Origin of the sequence: Bacterioplanoides sp. SCSIO 12839, assembly GCF_024397975.1 — a bacterium.
Classification (GTDB): domain Bacteria; phylum Pseudomonadota; class Gammaproteobacteria; order Pseudomonadales; family Oceanobacteraceae; genus Bacterioplanoides.
Window position 1 is genome coordinate 1,100,732 of record NZ_CP073745.1, and the last position, 16,650, is coordinate 1,117,381.

General features: G+C 46.2%; 15 protein-coding genes. 8 read left to right on the forward strand and 7 right to left on the reverse strand.

All coding sequences use genetic code 11. The annotated features are described in order from the left end of the window. The first annotated feature begins 94 nt into the window (after nt 1-94). From KFF03_RS05165 to KFF03_RS05180, 4 genes are all read left to right on the forward strand, one after another. The gene (locus KFF03_RS05165; protein WP_255859407.1) at nt 95-814 is read left to right on the forward strand and encodes a TetR/AcrR family transcriptional regulator; all 720 of its coding nucleotides are present in this window, start codon (nt 95-97) and stop codon (nt 812-814) included. A gap of 28 nt (nt 815-842) precedes the next feature. After that, nucleotides 843-3,164, forward strand: coding sequence for an RND family transporter (locus KFF03_RS05170; protein ID WP_255859409.1), 2,322 nt, complete (start codon nt 843-845; stop codon nt 3,162-3,164). Between the two features lie 25 nt (nt 3,165-3,189). Then, nucleotides 3,190-4,011: an outer membrane lipoprotein-sorting protein gene (locus KFF03_RS05175; RefSeq protein ID WP_255859411.1), complete on the forward strand. Its 822-nt coding sequence runs from the start codon at nt 3,190-3,192 to the stop codon at nt 4,009-4,011. A gap of 76 nt (nt 4,012-4,087) precedes the next feature. Further along, on the forward strand, nt 4,088-5,341 hold the full coding sequence (locus tag KFF03_RS05180) for a hypothetical protein (protein ID WP_255859413.1): 1,254 nt from the start codon (nt 4,088-4,090) through the stop codon (nt 5,339-5,341). Nucleotides 5,342-5,412: 71 nt separating this feature from the next. Here the strand turns inward: KFF03_RS05180 and KFF03_RS05185 are convergent, their stop codons facing one another. From KFF03_RS05185 to KFF03_RS05195, 3 genes are all read right to left on the reverse strand, one after another. Beyond that, the gene (locus tag KFF03_RS05185; RefSeq protein ID WP_255859415.1) at nt 5,413-5,901 is read right to left on the reverse strand and encodes a hypothetical protein; all 489 of its coding nucleotides are present in this window, start codon (nt 5,899-5,901) and stop codon (nt 5,413-5,415) included. A gap of 25 nt (nt 5,902-5,926) precedes the next feature. Further along, a complete protein-coding gene (locus KFF03_RS05190; RefSeq protein ID WP_255859417.1) occupies nt 5,927-8,104 on the reverse strand; it encodes an adenosylcobalamin-dependent ribonucleoside-diphosphate reductase in 2,178 nt (725 codons plus the stop codon). A 307-nt stretch (nt 8,105-8,411) separates the two neighbouring features. Further along, on the reverse strand, nt 8,412-8,885 hold the full coding sequence (locus tag KFF03_RS05195) for an isoprenylcysteine carboxylmethyltransferase family protein (protein ID WP_255859419.1): 474 nt from the start codon (nt 8,883-8,885) through the stop codon (nt 8,412-8,414). A 123-nt stretch (nt 8,886-9,008) separates the two neighbouring features. On the opposite strand from KFF03_RS05195, the gene KFF03_RS05200 reads away from it, so the two are divergent. Continuing rightward, entirely contained in the window at nt 9,009-10,127 is a 1,119-nt protein-coding gene (locus tag KFF03_RS05200; RefSeq protein WP_255859421.1) for a hypothetical protein, read from the forward strand. 28 nt (nt 10,128-10,155) lie between these two features. On the opposite strand, the gene KFF03_RS05205 is transcribed toward KFF03_RS05200, so the two are convergent. Together KFF03_RS05205 and KFF03_RS05210 are read right to left on the reverse strand one after the other, a co-directional pair. Further along, nucleotides 10,156-11,196, reverse strand: a complete 1,041-nt coding sequence (locus KFF03_RS05205; RefSeq protein ID WP_255859423.1) for an FUSC family protein — start codon at nt 11,194-11,196, stop codon at nt 10,156-10,158. Nucleotides 11,197-11,205: 9 nt separating this feature from the next. Then, the gene (locus KFF03_RS05210) at nt 11,206-12,327 is read right to left on the reverse strand and encodes an HlyD family secretion protein (RefSeq protein WP_255859425.1); all 1,122 of its coding nucleotides are present in this window, start codon (nt 12,325-12,327) and stop codon (nt 11,206-11,208) included. A 419-nt stretch (nt 12,328-12,746) separates the two neighbouring features. On the opposite strand from KFF03_RS05210, the gene ectA reads away from it, so the two are divergent. The 3 genes from ectA to KFF03_RS05225 are packed head-to-tail and all read left to right on the forward strand — an operon-like array spanning nt 12,747 to nt 14,993. Then, nucleotides 12,747-13,274, forward strand: coding sequence for a diaminobutyrate acetyltransferase (gene ectA, locus KFF03_RS05215; RefSeq protein ID WP_255859427.1), 528 nt, complete (start codon nt 12,747-12,749; stop codon nt 13,272-13,274). Between the two features lie 24 nt (nt 13,275-13,298). Then, complete coding sequence (gene ectB / locus KFF03_RS05220; RefSeq protein ID WP_255859429.1) at nt 13,299-14,564, forward strand: diaminobutyrate--2-oxoglutarate transaminase; 1,266 nt, start codon at nt 13,299-13,301, stop codon at nt 14,562-14,564. A 33-nt stretch (nt 14,565-14,597) separates the two neighbouring features. Continuing rightward, complete coding sequence (locus KFF03_RS05225; protein ID WP_255859431.1) at nt 14,598-14,993, forward strand: ectoine synthase; 396 nt, start codon at nt 14,598-14,600, stop codon at nt 14,991-14,993. 56 nt (nt 14,994-15,049) lie between these two features. Here the strand turns inward: KFF03_RS05225 and can are convergent, their stop codons facing one another. Continuing rightward, nucleotides 15,050-15,685 (reverse strand): carbonate dehydratase, encoded by a 636-nt coding sequence (gene can / locus KFF03_RS05230; RefSeq protein WP_255859433.1) that lies wholly within the window; start codon nt 15,683-15,685, stop codon nt 15,050-15,052. 60 nt (nt 15,686-15,745) lie between these two features. Then, nucleotides 15,746-16,585, reverse strand: a complete 840-nt coding sequence (locus KFF03_RS05235) for a peptidylprolyl isomerase (RefSeq protein WP_255859435.1) — start codon at nt 16,583-16,585, stop codon at nt 15,746-15,748. Nucleotides 16,586-16,650: the final 65 nt, after the last annotated feature.

Sequence of the window (16,650 nt, forward strand, 5' to 3'; positions counted from 1 at the left end):
TCTGACGATTCGTCAAAAATGACGGATCGTCACTTGTTTGCATTTTTCTTGTGCTGTTTTTGTGTCATTCGATCCGTTTGTAATGGAAGCCAGCATGACCGAGTTAAGCAAAGCAGAACAAAAACGATTCGCCAGAGAAGAGGAGCTGGTGGATCTGGCGATTGCTATTATCGCCGAGCAAGGACCCGGCTCACTCACGCTGGAGAAGCTCACCAGCCGCTCGGCTTATTCCAAAGGCACCATTTACAACCATTTTTGCAGTAAGGAAGATTGCCTCAGTGCGTTGTGCTGTCGTGCTGTGACCTCGATGTTAAAGCTGTTTGAGCAGGCTTATGCTTTTCAGGGCTCTGGTCGGGAAAAAGCCCTGGCCATTCACTATTGTTACCAGCTTTATTCCAGAATTCATCCAACCTTGTTTCAGGTGGTATTAACCGGTAAAGCGCCCGGCGTCCGTGAAAAAACATCCGAATCACGCATTTGTCAGCTGGATGAATTGGAACAGAAAATTAATGCGTTCAGTGACTCTATGTTTCATCAGGCGTTTAAGGCCGGAGAAATTCAGCGCGATGATCTCGGCGTTGAGACCCTGACATTTGCAAACTGGGCAATGTCTTTTGGCAGCCTGGCACTCGCCAGTTCGGCGTCTGATGCCACCGCGGTTTCACGTTTAGATCATGAGTTTTTATTGCTGAACAATATCAACCTGTTGCTGGATGGTATTGGCTGGCAGCCGTTGTCGTCCGATTGGGATTATGCTGCCAGCTGGCAACGTATTGCCGATCATTTTCAACATCATCATAAAAATAATATCTGATTGTTAAATCATTAAGGGAGGTACATGCATGAAGCACATCTGGTTGAACTCTGTTATACGTCACCCCTGGATCACCATTTTATTGGTGTTGGTATTAGGGATTGGCGCAGCGATTGGTGGGAAAAATTTATATTTCCGCGGGGACTATAAAGTCTTTTTTGAAAAAGAATTTCCCCAGCTGGTTGCCTTTGAAGAAATGCAGCGGTTATTTAATAAAAACGATAATGTCTCAATTATTGTGGTTCCTAAAGACGGATCGGTATTTACGCCAGCTATGATGGCGCAAATTAAAGAGCTGACGGACGAAGCCTGGCAAACCCCTTATTCCAGTCGTGTCGACTCGATCACCAACTATCAGCATACCTGGGCTGAAGAAGACGATTTGATCGTTGAAGATCTGATTCTTGAGCTGGATATGATTGATCAGCCATTAATTCAGCGCGCACAAGACGTTTCAACGTCAGAGCCACATTTAGTTAATCGCCTGGTATCGGCAGATGGCCGTGTTGCGGTTGTTAACATTACCGTGCAGCTACCGGATAAAGAAAATAATACCCAGGAAGTGGTCGAAATTACGGAGTTTGCCAAGCAGCTGACCAATCGTTTTGCTGAGCAATACCAAACCGCAGACTTCTATCATACCGGCGTTATCCTGATGAATTACAGTTTCGCCACGGAAGGTCAGAAGGATATGTCGACGCTGATTCCTTTGATGTTTCTGGCCATTATTCTGATGTTGGCCATTTTGTTACGCAGTGTTTTAGCGATGCTGGCCACACTGACGGTCATTATTCTAACCATTGTTGCGACCATGGGGCTGGGCGGTTGGTTAGGTTATTTTCTATCCACTGGTACCATTAATGTGCCCATTGTGGTGATGACACTGGCGGTGGCGGACTGTGTACATATTGTTGCGTCCACCCAGTTTGCAATGCGCCAGGGAAAGTCACAGCAAGAAGCCGTGGCATTTGCCATGGAGCTGAATTTGATGCCGGTTTTTATCACCAGTGCTACCACCGCAATCGGTTTTATTACCCTGATGTTTTCAGAATCTCCGGTATTGGCTGACTTTGGTGAGTTATGTGCGATTGGTGTGATGCTGGCATTTGTTTTTTCCGTGACGATTATGCCAGCGTTATTGCGGGTCTTGCCGATGCGTGTGACCGTAGCGCCAGAACACCAGGGAGGTATGGAGCGCTTTTCCGATTGGGTCGTCACACATCACAAAGTGTTGTTGCCGGTAACCGGAATTATCATGCTCGGTTTTGCCGCTCTGATACCACAAAACCAGATTAATGATGAAGCCACAAAATATTTTGATACCTCGACAGAATTCCGCCAGTCAGTGGATAAGCAGGAAGAACTGATCTCGGGTATGTCACTGATCAACTGGGCGCTTTACAGTGATGAAAGTAATGGTATCAGCAACCCCGAATTTTTACAGGTGGTCGAAGACTTCAGTCAATGGTTACGTCAGCAGCCGGAAGTGGACCATGTGGCAACCATCTCCGATACCATCAAACGCTTGAATAAAAGCATGAATGCGGATGATGAATCCTACTATCAACTGCCCGGAGAACGAGAGTTAACGGCGCAATATCTGCTGATGTACGAGATGTCGTTGCCTTATGGCCTGGATTTAAACAATCAGCTGAATATTGATAAATCATCGACTCAGGTGGTTAGCACACTAAAAAATCTGGGTAGTAAAGAATACGTTGCATTAGAACAACGGGCACTGGAATGGTTTGCACAACGTGCACCGCAATACCGCCTGGCGGGCTCCAGCCCAACGCTGATGTTTTCGCATATTGGCGAAACCAATATGGATAGCATGTTAATCAGCATGGTGGTGGCAATGTTTCTGATTTCAGGCTTATTGGTGGTTGCTCTTAAATCCCTGCGTTTGGGGGTGATCAGCCTGATTCCGAATATTATGCCTGCTGCGGTTGGGTTTGGTATCTGGGCGTTAATTTCAGGTGAGATCAACCTGGGTTTATCCATTGTGGTATCCATGACACTGGGCATCATCGTTGATGATACCGTGCACTTTTTATCGAAATACCAACGTGCCCGGGTCGAGGGGATGGATACTGAAGCCGCCGTTCGTTATGCCTTTTCCAGCGTTGGGCGTGCGCTTGTTATCACCACGTTGGTGCTGTGTGTAGGCTTCTCGTTGTTGACGTTGTCGGCTTTCCGTATGAATGCGGATATGGGGCTGGCCACCGCACTGATTATCTTTATTGCGCTGTTGGTAGACTTTTTATTCCTGCCAGCTTTTTTATTGGTGGCGGATAAGCGTGAACTGTCTGCCGGACAAAGCAGCGATAAAGCTGTTTCTCATTCATAAATTAATAATAAACAGGGTACTCACTATGAAACTGATTAAACCATTGGCCAGTGCCGTATTGCCACTGCTCAGCGTATCGTTACTGCTTAGCACATCCTGGCTGCAGGCTCTTGAACTGGAAGGTAAGTCACCACAAGAGCAGGGCTATGCGGTAGCCGCTGAGCGCAAACAGCGGGACTCTGGCTGGCAGGATTCTCAGTCCAGCGTCATCATGACGTTGCGCAATGCTCAGGGTGAAGAAAGTGTCCGTGAGATGCGGATGAAAAGCCTGGAAGTGCAGAACGATGGAGATAAAGGTCTCACCATTTTTGATCAGCCGCGCGACGTGAAAGGCACTGCGTTTCTGAGTTTTTCTCATGTGAATAAAGCGGATGACCAATGGTTGTACCTGCCAGCATTAAAGCGGGTAAAACGGATTGCCTCACGCAATAAATCCGGCCCGTTTATGGGCAGCGAATTTTCCTATGAAGATCTCAGTTCCTTTGAACTGGAAAAATATCAGTTTACGTTATTGGGTGAAGAATCCGTCAACGGACTGGATTGTTACAAGGTTGAGCAGATTCCAACGGATAAATATTCCGGTTACACCCGCCAGATTGTATGGCTGGATAAAACAGAGTTTCGTGCTCAGAAAGTGGAATTTTATGATCGCAAAAAATCGTTATTAAAAACCCTGACCTTTGCCGATTATCAGCAATACCTGGATCAATACTGGCGTCCGTTAACGATGCTGATGGTGAATCACCAGACCAAAAAGAGCACCGACTTAAAAACCCTGAGTCTGGAATTTAAAACAGGCCTGAAAGACTCCGACTTTAATAAAGCCACGCTGAAACGTGCGCGTTAATCAGTTTTTCAGCACCGGTTTTATAAAAAGTTATATCAAGGTTAGAGCAGCAAGTTTAGACGAATGAGGTCCCAGAATGACGTTAACTAATAAACTGGCGGTCTGGTTTATTCTGTCATCAACAGCCAGTACCGCGATGGCCGTGGATATCAGCGGTAATGTAGGCGCTGAGTGGCGCGAGTTTCCCAATGCCGGGCAATACAATACCAGCGACGTTGAACAGGCACGGCATCAGTTCAGCATCAGTGCGGAGCCGGAATTTGCCTGGGAGACCGAAGACGGTAAACACCAGCTGGTATTTAAAGCTTTTGGGCGACTGGATAACGAAGACGATGAACGCAGCCATGCCGATATCCGCGAAGCCTCCTGGCTGACGTATGGTGATGACTGGGAATTAAAAGCCGGTATCAGCAAAGTATTCTGGGGCGTGACCGAATCTCAGCACCTGGTGGATATCGTCAATCAGACCGATTTTGTCGAAGCGCCGGATGGTGAAGAAAAGCTGGGACAGCCGATGATAAAAATGTCGCTGATACGGGATTGGGGCCTGATTGATGCGTTTATCCTGCCCGGCTTTCGTGAGCGTACCTTTGCCGGAGAAGACGGACGTTTTCGTCTGCCTCTGGACATTGATGCTGACGATGCCTTGTATCAGTCGGATGACGAAGCTCAGCATATTGATGTTGCTCTTCGCTGGGCTCATACCTTAGGCGATTACGACTTAGGCTTGTCTTATTTTAAAGGCACCAGCCGTGATCCTTTGTTTGTGCCCCAGTTTGATGAAACATTCCAACCTGACAGTCTGGCGCCTTTATATGTGCTGATTGATCAGGTGGGGTTTGATTTACAGGCCACGCTGGATTCCTGGTTATGGAAACTGGAAACCATTTATCGCAGCTTTGATGAAGATAAAATTGAATCAGACTACGGCAATCTCGGGGTTGAAGCCGAAAGTTTTACCGCTTTAACCGGAGGTTTTGAATACACCTTTTATGATCTGGCAGAAAGTGGTTGGGACCTTGGGGCTTTGGCGGAATATCAGTACGACTCCCGTGATGATGCCACTCTGGTGTTGGGCCAGAATGATGTATTTATGGGAGGGCGGTTAACACTGAATGATGCTGAATCAACGGAAGTGTTGTTTGGTATGAGCCAGGATCTGGACGACCAGGCGACTCGCAGCTTATTGCTGGAAGCAGAAACCCGGTTGGGAGATAGCATCAAATTGAATATTGAAGGTCTGTTGTTTCATTCAGCAACACCAGAAAACCTGAGTTACCGTTTTATTCAGGACGATTATGTACAGGTTTCTCTCTATTACTACTACTGATCTTTAAATAAAATCCCCACGATATCGTGGGGATTTTATTTGCTCTGAAGTTACTGCTTTGGCTAAAAATACTACTCAGCCTGATGCTGCTTTAAGCGCTGAGCAATAGCCGCAACCAGTGAACTGTGAGCCTCACCAGACGCTTCCGTAAAACCACCGGTTGGATCAAAGATATCACCCAGTTGATCGGCAATATCCGCCAGCGCAACGCCCTGTTGTAATAATCGGCTGCTCAGTCGGGCAATGGCCGTTAATCCGCTATAACCCTGTGCCTGGCTGGTATTGATCAGGATTTCATAAGGACGTTGCTGATCGTCGGCCATCAACTGATCGTTAATGGTGATAAAAACAGTCTGTTGCTGGTTATGAATTTCATAGGTTTTTCCGCTTAATACGGCAGGACGTGCTGGCATTTCCTGGTGCGTGTTAACTTCCGGTGATGTTTCTTTTTTAAGTGTTGTTTCTTTGTCAGATGTTTTTCTTTCTTCAGGTCTTGCTTCTTTTTCCGGGTTCACCAGCTCAAACTTCACAATGCCATTATTAATTTTAATCGTCATCATTCTTCTCCTTAAGGTATCGGGTAAATTACAGCTTGCCGTAATAACCTTCTTTTAATGCATCAAATAAATTCGCTGCACTGTGGGTTTCGCCTTCGTACTCAACCATATCGTTGCCCTTAACTTCGATAACTTCCCCATTATCCAGTGTGAAGCGATACAGTGTGTTTTCCAGGTCTTCTTCTTTCACTAAAACGCCCTGAAATACTTCAGGGTTAAAGCGGAAGGTGGTGCAGCCTTTCAGGCCTTGTTCATAGGCATAACGATAAATGCCTTTAAATTCTTCAAAAGGAAAATCCGTAGGCACGTTGGCGGTTTTGGAAATGGCTGAATCCACCCACTTCTGAGCGGCGGCCTGAATATTGACGTGTTGTTTGGGGGTAACACTGTCGGAGGTAATAAAATATTCAGGTAATGGATGCTGCTCGTCATAAGGCATGGCTTGTGGATTCACCAGTGCACGATAGGCCAGTAGTTCATACGAAAAAACATCGACTTTTTCTTTGGTCTTACGGCCCGGTTTAATAATATTGCGGGCGTAATGATGAGCAAAGCTGGGTTCGATGCCATTGCTGACGTTATTGCCCAAAGACAGACTGATGGTTCCGGTTGGAGCAATGGACATATGGTGAGTAAAGCGTGCCCCGACTTTTGCCAGTTCGTCTACCAGTTCGGGTGCCTGTTCACGAATGCGCTGCATATAGCGGCTGTATTTGCTGTGCAACACTTTGCCAGACAAGGTATCACCTACCTGATAGCCGTCTTTTTTTAACTCGGCTCGTTGAGCAAAGTGCTCAGGGGTCAGTGTGAAGGTTTCGTTCATTAGCGGAGCAGCCCCTTTTTCTTTTGCCAGCTCCAGCGCTTGTTGCCAGCCAATCAAAGCCATCTGGCGGGTGACTTCTTCAGTAAAACCTTGCGACTCCGCATCGCCATATTTCATTCCCAACATGGTAATCGCTGAACCTAAACCCAGGTAACCCATGCCATGGCGGCGCTTGCGTAATAGTTCATGCTCCTGAGCGGATAAAGGTAAGCCGTTAATTTCAACCACATTATCCAGCATACGTGTGAATACACTGACGACTTCTTTAAAGGCCTGCCAGTTAAACGTTGCTTGTGAGGTAAAAGGCTGCTCAACAAACCGTGTTAAATTCACTGACCCTAATAAGCAGCCACCATAAGAAGGCAGAGGCTGTTCACCACAGGAATTGGTGGCACGGATATTTTCACAAAACCAGTTGTTATTCATGTCGTTGACGCGGTCAATCAGAATAAAACCGGGCTCGGCATAATCGTAAGTGGACGTCATAATCACATTCCACAATGTTTTTGCCGAAATAGTACGGTAAATACGACAGGCAACCTCGCCATATTCGTTATAAAAATAATCGTCTTCAACCGGCCAGTATTTCCACACAATCTGCTGTGGATCGTTAAGATCAAGCGGAGAGTTTTCCTGCTCTTGCTGACTGATCGGAAAAACCAGTGGCCATTCTGAATCACTGGCTACCGCGTTCATAAATTCGTCAGTAATTAGCAGTGATAAGTTAAAGTGACGTAAGCGGCCATCTTCGCGTTTTGCTTTGATAAACCCGAGTACATCCGGGTGGCTGACATCCAGCGTTGCCATCTGGGCACCCCGCTTACCGCCGGCGCAGGAAACATTGGCACAGACTTTATCGAAGATATCCATAATCGCCAGAGGGCCGGCCGATTCGGCACCACTGCCATGCACAAAGTTACCTTGTGGACGTAACGTCGAAAACTCGTAACCAATGCCAGCACCGGATTTTAGCGTCAGTCCGGCTTCCTGTACTTTAGACAACACCTGATCCATCGAGTCTTCTAACTGATCTGATACCGTGGTGTTGACGGTTGACGTGGCTGCTTTATGTTGGGTGACTCCCGCATTGGCAATAATTCGCCCGGCTGGCACTGCGCCATTTTCCAGCGCCCAACGAAATTTATTTAACCAGTGCTGTTGTAACTCCGGTGTTTTTTCGACAGCAGCAATGGCTTGGGCAACCCGCTCAAAGGTGTCCTGGATGGAAAACTCCACAGCAATGCCATGGCTGTCTTTAAGGCAATACTTTTGTTCCCAGATATCGATGGATGCATCCTGAAAGGGAACCTGATGATTTACTGCATTATTATTTTTTTGGATTACAGCAGGTGTTGGTGAATTAATTAACGTTTGGTCACTCATAACAAACTCCTGTTATAGATACCGGGGAATTCCGGATAACAGGCTTTGAGCATTATGAATGCCAATTAAATATTTATCAGAATTGATAACTTATTGATTGTTTAAATGTGTATTGCTGCTTTTGAATGGACTGAGGTATTCATCCTGCTATAAATCGTGTGATTGAAATAAGAATGGTTATAAAAACTGATGGATTTGTCAGAAGTCGGGTTATGAAATGTTAACAATGCACAGACTTTATCATTAGGTAAACGGCAAGGTTCCGGCAATAACCCGCCGCTCAGTCAATTTGTTGGCGCAATAATCATTATTTAATAATAAGCCATCGCGGAACCTGTTGCTTATAGCTCAGGTATGATTCACCAAATAATTGTTGTAAGTATTTTTCTTCGGGCTGAATCTGGAAGCGATTGATATAGGCAACAAAACCTAAGGGAGCTAATAATCCAAACAATGTATTCAGATACAGGCATATGGCCAGCAGCCATAATAATAGTCCAACGTACATTGGATTACGGGTAAATGCATAAATACCCGTTGATACAAGTTGCGATGCTTTTTCTGGTGAGAGTGGGTTGATGGTGGTTTTTGCTTTCAGAAAGTGTTTCAGGCTGATCAGATCAAATAAAGCACCAGTGCCAAAGACTAACACTGCAGGCCAAAACAATGAGTGATATCCCGGAATTAATGGAATTTGCGTCAGGTCGGCTTGCCACCAAATGACGGTAGCAAAAAACAGCATGACAACGGGAGGTGGTATGCGTGTTTCCAGAAATGACATAACAGGCCTTTTAATAGGTTGATAAACCAGTGTAACCAGATTGATCCGTTGGCACCAGAAGGCACTTGAGTAAACCAGGCGGGCTTGATAAAAGGTTATGTTTATTCATTCCGGATACCAATAATGGCACAAGCGCTTAAGGATCAGTACGGCCCAGAAGTTATTCATTGGCTGGCGCAACAAATTGCCGCCGTCAGCCCGCCGTTTGATGCTGATGGATTTATTGCACAGGCCTTGCCGGGCTATGACACATTAGAGCTGATGCCGCGCGGGAAACACATTGCCGTCACGCTGAAAGATTTTCTGCCGGATGATTATGCAGAAGCAATGGATATCCTGGTGCGCTCTATGGGAGAAAAGCTGACCGATACCCGCAGCTTTGGAATGTCTTCGTTTTATTATCTGCCACACAGCTTTTATATCGCCGAGTTCGGCCTCGATTATTTTGACGAGTCAATGGCTGCTATGTATGAGCTGACCCAGCGTTTTACGGCTGAATTTTGTATTCGTCCTTTTATCTTGCGGGATGCTGAAAGAACCCTCAAACAATTAACACAGTGGCTTAATGACCCAAGCGAGCATGTTCGTCGCCTGATCTCGGAGGGTACTCGCCCTCGTTTGCCCTGGGGGATAGCACTGAAACCGTTTAAACAAGACCCTTTGGCGATACTGCCGTTACTTGAGCAGCTGAAAGATGATGAGTCTTTATACGTGCGCCGTTCAGTGGCCAATAATCTGAATGATATCGGCAAAGATAACCTGGACGTGTTATGCCATACCTGTACCACCTGGTTACAGGGTGCTGACAGCAATCGCCGCTGGCTGGTGAACCATGCTCTCCGTTCTGCTATTAAACGTGGGGAGCCAAAGGCGTTAGCCGTGTTGGGTTATGGTTCTGATATCGATATAACGCTTTCAGACATGGATGTGACCCCTCAACATGCACAGCAAGGTGATTCACTGCAAATCAGCTTTTCGGTAACGAATAACAAACCAGAACAGCAGGCGTTATTGGTGGATTTTGCGATTCATTATGTGAAGGCTAACGGACAAACAAATCCGAAGGTGTTCAAATTAAAAACCGTTGAACTACAACCTCAGGAAACCATGAGCTTCAGTAAAAAAGTCTCTTTGAGAAATATGACAACACGAAAACATTATTCGGGGCGTCATCAGGTTCAGGCGTTATTAAATGGGGTAGCGTTTGATCTCAAATGGTTTGATTTGCAGCTTGATGGTTAGCCATTTTGATCAGGACTGAAGGATTGAGCTAGTCCGGGTTTTTGGCTTGGTGTGCGGTAATTTCCACATCTTTAATCAGTAATCTTTCCAGTGTTGCATATAAAAATACCGCGCCTAATGTTCCGATAATGGTCAGTAAAATTCGCAGGATAGTAAGGTAGACAGGAGATTGGTCATTTAATGAACCACAGATCAAAGTCATCATCACCGATAAAGTAAACTGGTATACCATGGGTGGATTTTTGCCGCTAATCATTTGGTTAGCTAAAAAGATGCCAGCGATTAACGTCATAAAGAACAATACCGACAAATGCCCAACAAAACCAAATGTGGTAAGAATCACCAACGCAAACCCACCACCAACTATTGTGGCATAACTGCGTTCCCGGGCTTCTTCAAACTGGTGTTCTTTACACGGAAACATCAGGGTAAATACCGCGGTAATCACCAGGGTAATATTGGACTGATCCAGCAGGGTATACATCCACCCCAGCAATGCCATTAATACCGCCGCTCGTAAAACGGCACGTTCCAGTAAATAACCATGGGAATCCGGCTGATACTCTTCAGGCAGGGGTTCTGTTGCCCGAGTGGGCAATATCCAATACAGCAATGGAATTAATATAAAGGTGGTGATGGCAGCTTCGATCATGGCAGTGTGTACAAAGGCCAGTGCCAGTGTCGATTTTGCTCCGGATACCGACATCATGACAATGGCAATCAGAATAATCATGCCCAGGGGGCTGCCATTTTTTAAAGTGATGTAATACGCCAGTGCGGCAATATAAAACACCACCAGTAAGGTCAGTATCGGCCTGACGTGTAAATAGGATAACAGCCAATAAAAAGCAGAAATCAGCACAATCACTAAAATCGGGCTTGAGACAGCTTTGTTGACGTCAAAGGCTTTTCTCATGCCGCCCATTAAACTGATGATCAGTACGGGCATCATCAGTAACATGTTGGAATCAATCAATAAACCAACCATCAGTGCCAAACTGCTGGCCAGTGCCAGCCGTAAGGCAAAATAAGGGTCGTCGTTGGCTTTCGGGCGTGGGGCAATATACATCGTGTGTTCTTAATATAAATAAGAGATATACGATTGAATGTAGAAAATAATGCCGGAGATCCAGGCAACGATATTGGAATCTCCCTTGGCATAAATTAATGCATTCACTTTGCCGCCGGCTTTGGCGGCTTCTGGCCATTGTTCCATGCCACCCGTTAATTCAATATGCACCGGAATTTTTCGCGCGGGTTCAAACCACTGGGTAAAGGATGGATTTTTCTGTAATCCATTAGCGCTGCTGCGACCAGGGTCAATGCCCCAGGCAATGGCTTTCACTTCACCTTTAAAAATTTCACCAGGCACCGCGTCATAAGCAACATCCACCTGGTCACCAACACTCACGTTGCCCAGCTGGTTTTCACGTAAATCAACGGATATCCAGGCACCGCGGGAATCAATAAAAGTTAATGCCGGGTTTTTAGGGGCAACGTACTGGCCAATTGCCAGGCTGAGGTTGGTGATCACTCCTTGTGTTGGTGCGGTAACCGTAGCGTATTCCAGATCCAGTTGAGCTTTTTCCAGGGCCAGGCGTGAGGCTTGTACTTCCAGGTTGCGATCGTCATCGGCTCCTAAGGCCAGAATGGCACTCTCCAAAGACGCTTTGGCTTTTTCATAAGAAGCCTGCGCGGCTTTTAGTTCTGCTTTGGCATCGTCAGCCCGGGAAGATGATAATAAGTTACGGCGAGCCAGTGCCAGGGTACGGCTGGTGGAGGTTTTAATGTTTTCAAGATTCACCAGCGCTTCGTTAACCGATGCCTGAGACGATAAAATGGCGGCTGAGTTGGCTTTGGTAGATTTAATCGCACTGGCCAGCTGATTCTCAGCCTGTTTAACCGCCAGCTGATAAACCCGATCATCCAGTGCAAACAACGGTTGGCCGGGAGAAACCATTTCGCCATCGTGTACAAACACCTGAGTCACCTGGCCGGCAACTTTAGGTGACAGCTGAGTGACGTAAGCTTTAACGGCTCCCCGCGAAGACGACGGTGCCAGACGATCGGTTACAACATGCCAGAACAGCACCAGTAAAAATAATGAAAAAATAGTCAGAGATAACTTCTTAGCGCTCAGATTTGAGTTGCCAGCGGATGATTCTTCATTCTGATGATCGAGGTGGCTTTGGCTGTTCATATAGTCTAATTCAACAATAATAATTATTAATCGTTATTGTAGCTTAAATTTCACAAAAACTGCCTGGCCGAAAGGGCCAAATGGCGCAACACTTTATTGTGTATTTGCAACGAAGGCTTGCCCAATGACGAGCAAAGTAGCGCAGCAGCTCTCATTGTTTTTTAATTAGAGATCAAACTAATACAGTACAAATGAATTTGATGGGTTTTTGGAAGAGTCGTTATCTTAGTGTACTAACTAAGTTAAATGGATTGAATGCCCATTCAACAATGGTTTTCTGGATGTTTGTCAGAATTGTTATTGATAAATGTTTAGGGTTGTAAATAAATATTGGCTTGTTATTATATTTAGAACACTAAACAAAACTGAGGACGTAACGGCCCGTGCCGGTAAGCGTTGCTCTGCTCTACATGGACTCTGTGAGCCCAGCTTCCGATTGTTTGTCAGAACTCTCTGATATTTCTCCTGCATATACCTTCCGCACCCCACAAGCCACTGATGGCAATGTTGTGTTTGAGTTGGTTAGCCGTTGTCAGCCTCTGGATGAAAACTCACTGTATTGCAATCTGTTGCAGTGCAGTCATTTCAGTGACACCAGTATCGTCGCTGAGGCAAAAGGGCAGATGGTGGGGTTTATTTCCGGCTATCGATTGCCGCAGCAGCCGAATACCTTGTTTGTCTGGCAGGTGGCTGTCGATGCCAGCCAGCGTGGCAAAGGGTTGGCCAGTCAGATGCTGGAAAACCTGGTTAAGCGTGTAGCGGATGTGACGTATCTGCACACCACCATCACGCCGGATAACAAAGCATCGTGGAATACCTTTAAGCGTTTCGCCCTGAACCTCAAGGCACCGCTCAGTCATAACGTCTTATTCGATAAACACCAACATTTTGCTGGCAAGCATGACAGCGAAGAGCTGGTGGTTATTGGTCCTTTTACTCGTTTATAAAACACTCTCACGAAGAGGTTTAATATGGAAATTTTTGATCAGCTTGAATCAAACGTTCGTGGTTATTGCCGTGCTTTTCCGGTGGTATTTACCAAGGCACAAAATGCCTTATTAACGGACAGCGAAGGGAAAGAGTACATCGACTTTCTCGGTGGGGCCGGAACATTAAATTATGGCCACAATAATCCAAAGTTTAAGCAAGCGCTGGTGGATTACATCAACTCAGACGGCATGACCCACGGCTTGGATATGCACACCAATGCTAAACAGGCGTTTCTGGAATCGTTCCAAAGCCGGATTTTAAAGCCACGCAAGATGGACTATCGCGTTCAGTTTACCGGCCCTACCGGCACCAATGCGGTGGAAGCGGCATTAAAAATTGCCCGCAAAAATACCGGCCGTCATACCATTGTTTCGTTTACGAATGGTTTTCACGGTGTCACTCAGGGGTCGGTAGCGGTGACCGCTAACCAGAAATATAAAGAGTCGGTGGGCATGCCACTACCGGGCGTGCAGTTTATGCCATACGACGGGTATCTGGGTGACTTTGATACGCTGGAATATTTCGAAAAAGCACTGGAAGATCAGTCTTCGGGCTTGGGCCATCCAGCGGGTGTTATTGTTGAGTGTATCCAGGGGGAAGGCGGTTTAAACGTTGCCAGTAAAGCCTGGATGGTGCGCTTGCAGGAAATTTGTCGGCGTTACGATATAGTGCTGATTGTTGATGATATTCAGGCCGGTTGTGGCCGCAGCGGTACCTTTTTCAGTTTTGAAGAATTCGGCATTGAGCCGGACGTAATTACTTTGTCGAAATCCTTGGGTGGTTATGGTTTGCCAATGGCGATTGTGTTGTTGAAAGAGCAGCTCGACAGCTGGAAACCGGGTGAACATAACGGCACTTTTCGTGGTAATAACCATGCCTTTATCACCGCCCGCCAGGCATTAGAACACTACTGGGCAGACGACCAGTTCTCTGCGTGTGTGCAGAAAAAAGCCGCACACCTGAAGGCCCGTTTAAAAGAAATTCAGGCGAAGCATGGTGGCCAGCTGAAGCACAAAGGCAAAGGCATTATGCAGGGACTGGAATTTAAATCGGGTGAATTAGCCGATGCGGTGACTGAACTGGCGTTTAAACGCAACCTGGTGATCGAAACCAGTGGTTCCCAGGGGCAGGTGGTGAAGGTACTTGCACCTCTGACGATTGAAAATACGGTACTGGATCAGGGATTGGATATCTTGTCAGACTGTATTGCCGATGCGTTATCCGAAAATATATCCAAAGCCAGCTAATTGGCGCTGTTATTGTAGTTTTTGAGGTTTATTGTGATTGTTCGCACTTTAGATGAGTGTAAAAACTCGAACCGTGCCATCAATGGTGGCACCTGGGAATCCGTTCGTATGTTGTTAAAAGACGACAATATGGGGTTCTCTTTTCATATCACGACAATATTTGCCGGGACTGAAACCCCGATCTGGTATCAGAATCATCTGGAATCGGTTTATTGCATCAGTGGTTTTGGCGAAGTTGAAACCTGTGACGATGGAAAAATATACAAAATTGAGCCGGGCACTCTGTATATTCTGGATAAACATGATAAGCACCTGCTGCGTGCAACGGAAGATATGCAGATGGCCTGTGTCTTCAACCCACCGCTGAATGGCAAAGAAGTGCACGATGAAAATGGCGTGTATGCTCTGGAAGCGGAAACGATTGATTAATCAGGTTATAGCGGAATAAAAAAGGGCCAGAGAGAATTCTGGCCTCAACTTACTAATCAGTTGTCAGACTGCATCCGGAAAATCGGATCAATAAACTCAGGAGTCCGGGCGTTAACGTTCAGCTCCTGTAATAACCCGTCTTTGATTGAATAAATCAGGCCATGAATGGCTAACTCCTGACCACGATCCCAGGCGTGTTGCACAATTTTGGTTTTCGCCAGATTGTTTACCTGTTCCATCACGTTTAACTCACACAAACGATCAATGCGGGCTTCTTCGGATTTAATGGCGTTGACTTCATCCTGATGCTGGTAATACACATCTTTAATATGGCGTAACCAGTTATCCACCAACCCAAATTCGGTATTGCCTAACGCGGCTTTTACACCGCCGCAGCCATAGTGGCCACAAACAATCACGTGGCGCACTTTTAATACATCGACCGCAAACTGCAATACCGATAAACAGTTAAAGTCGGTGTGTAATACCACATTGGCGATATTACGGTGGACAAATAATTCACCGGGATCTAAGCCCACCACCTGATTAGCGGGTACCCGTGAATCGGAGCAACCAATCCATAAATATTCCGGCGTTTGTTGCAGGCTCAGGCGTTGAAAGAAATCCGGATCGATATAGGTCTGGTTTTCTGACCAACGACGATTTTTCTCTAATAAATTTTCAATAGTCATCTTTTCCGACCTTCTTTACTGAACTTTCTGTTGAGTTCTTATTGAACTTTTATTGAGCTCTCACTGAACCAGGGGCGAATCACTGACCTGGAACTCAAAACCTTCGATCTCAGCATCTGAGATTAATAACTCGATATATTGTGCCAGGGCCTTACGGTGTACTTTTTCATTCAGGTAGGTTTTGATTTTTTCTTCCACCTGATCAAATTCCAATAGCTGGCCTTCGATGCGGCGGTTAATACGGGCGATATGGTAGCCATAACGGGTTTCTACCGGACGGTTTAATAAACCTTCTTCTGCCAGGAATAATACTTTCTCAAACTCAGGTACGGTCTGGCCTTTGCTGATCTGGCCTAAGGAACCACCTTGTTCTTTGGATGGGCACATAGAGTGGCGCATGGCAAAGTCGCTGAACAGTTGCGGTTGTTGCTGAATTTGCTCCAGCAGGCCATCCGCCAGTTCTTTCGCTTCAGCGCGCTGATCCAGATCTTCTTTGTCAGCGGCCAACAGAATATGGTCGACTTCAAGAATCGGCGAGGTAATAAACTTATCCGGGTTGGCAGTAAAATAACGCTGGCATTCTTCATCACTGATGGCCGGAACCTGAACTTCGCGTTGCATCAGCTCGGCTAACATCTGGTCGTCAGTTAACTCAGAGCCATCGTCGGTTTTTATACCCAGTTGTTCACAGCGCTGTTTTATCAGCTCAATAATAACTAGCGCTTCGGCGGCAGCAATGGTGGCATCACGTTGATTATCGGCTGGGTGGTATTGCATTTCTGCCAGTATCTGGGCTTCGCTAATGGCTGTGCCATTCACCAGAATGTCGGGGATGGTATTTGGCTCTTCTGGCTGATTGTTATCATCCAGATTAACGGTAGGAATTTCGATCATCTGCATGGTAAACCTCTCAGTACTGCTTTTTTTAATAGTGGGTGGTCGCTACCTTTGTAGCTGACCACCTT

Excerpts from the sequence above, each read along its gene's own strand:
- KFF03_RS05165 (WP_255859407.1), top strand. The coding sequence starts at position 95 with ATGACCGAGTTAAGCAAAGCAGAACAAAAACGATTCGCCAGAGAAGAG.
- KFF03_RS05170 (WP_255859409.1), top strand. The coding sequence starts at position 843 with ATGAAGCACATCTGGTTGAACTCTGTTATACGTCACCCCTGGATCACC.
- KFF03_RS05175 (WP_255859411.1), top strand. The coding sequence starts at position 3,190 with ATGAAACTGATTAAACCATTGGCCAGTGCCGTATTGCCACTGCTCAGC.
- KFF03_RS05180 (WP_255859413.1), top strand. The coding sequence starts at position 4,088 with ATGACGTTAACTAATAAACTGGCGGTCTGGTTTATTCTGTCATCAACA.
- KFF03_RS05185 (WP_255859415.1), bottom strand. The coding sequence starts at position 5,901 with ATGATGACGATTAAAATTAATAATGGCATTGTGAAGTTTGAGCTGGTG.
- KFF03_RS05190 (WP_255859417.1), bottom strand. The coding sequence starts at position 8,104 with ATGAGTGACCAAACGTTAATTAATTCACCAACACCTGCTGTAATCCAA.
- KFF03_RS05195 (WP_255859419.1), bottom strand. The coding sequence starts at position 8,885 with ATGTCATTTCTGGAAACACGCATACCACCTCCCGTTGTCATGCTGTTT.
- KFF03_RS05200 (WP_255859421.1), top strand. The coding sequence starts at position 9,009 with ATGGCACAAGCGCTTAAGGATCAGTACGGCCCAGAAGTTATTCATTGG.
- KFF03_RS05205 (WP_255859423.1), bottom strand. The coding sequence starts at position 11,196 with ATGTATATTGCCCCACGCCCGAAAGCCAACGACGACCCTTATTTTGCC.
- KFF03_RS05210 (WP_255859425.1), bottom strand. The coding sequence starts at position 12,327 with ATGAACAGCCAAAGCCACCTCGATCATCAGAATGAAGAATCATCCGCT.
- ectB (WP_255859429.1), top strand. The coding sequence starts at position 13,299 with ATGGAAATTTTTGATCAGCTTGAATCAAACGTTCGTGGTTATTGCCGT.
- can (WP_255859433.1), bottom strand. The coding sequence starts at position 15,685 with ATGACTATTGAAAATTTATTAGAGAAAAATCGTCGTTGGTCAGAAAAC.
- KFF03_RS05235 (WP_255859435.1), bottom strand. The coding sequence starts at position 16,585 with ATGCAGATGATCGAAATTCCTACCGTTAATCTGGATGATAACAATCAG.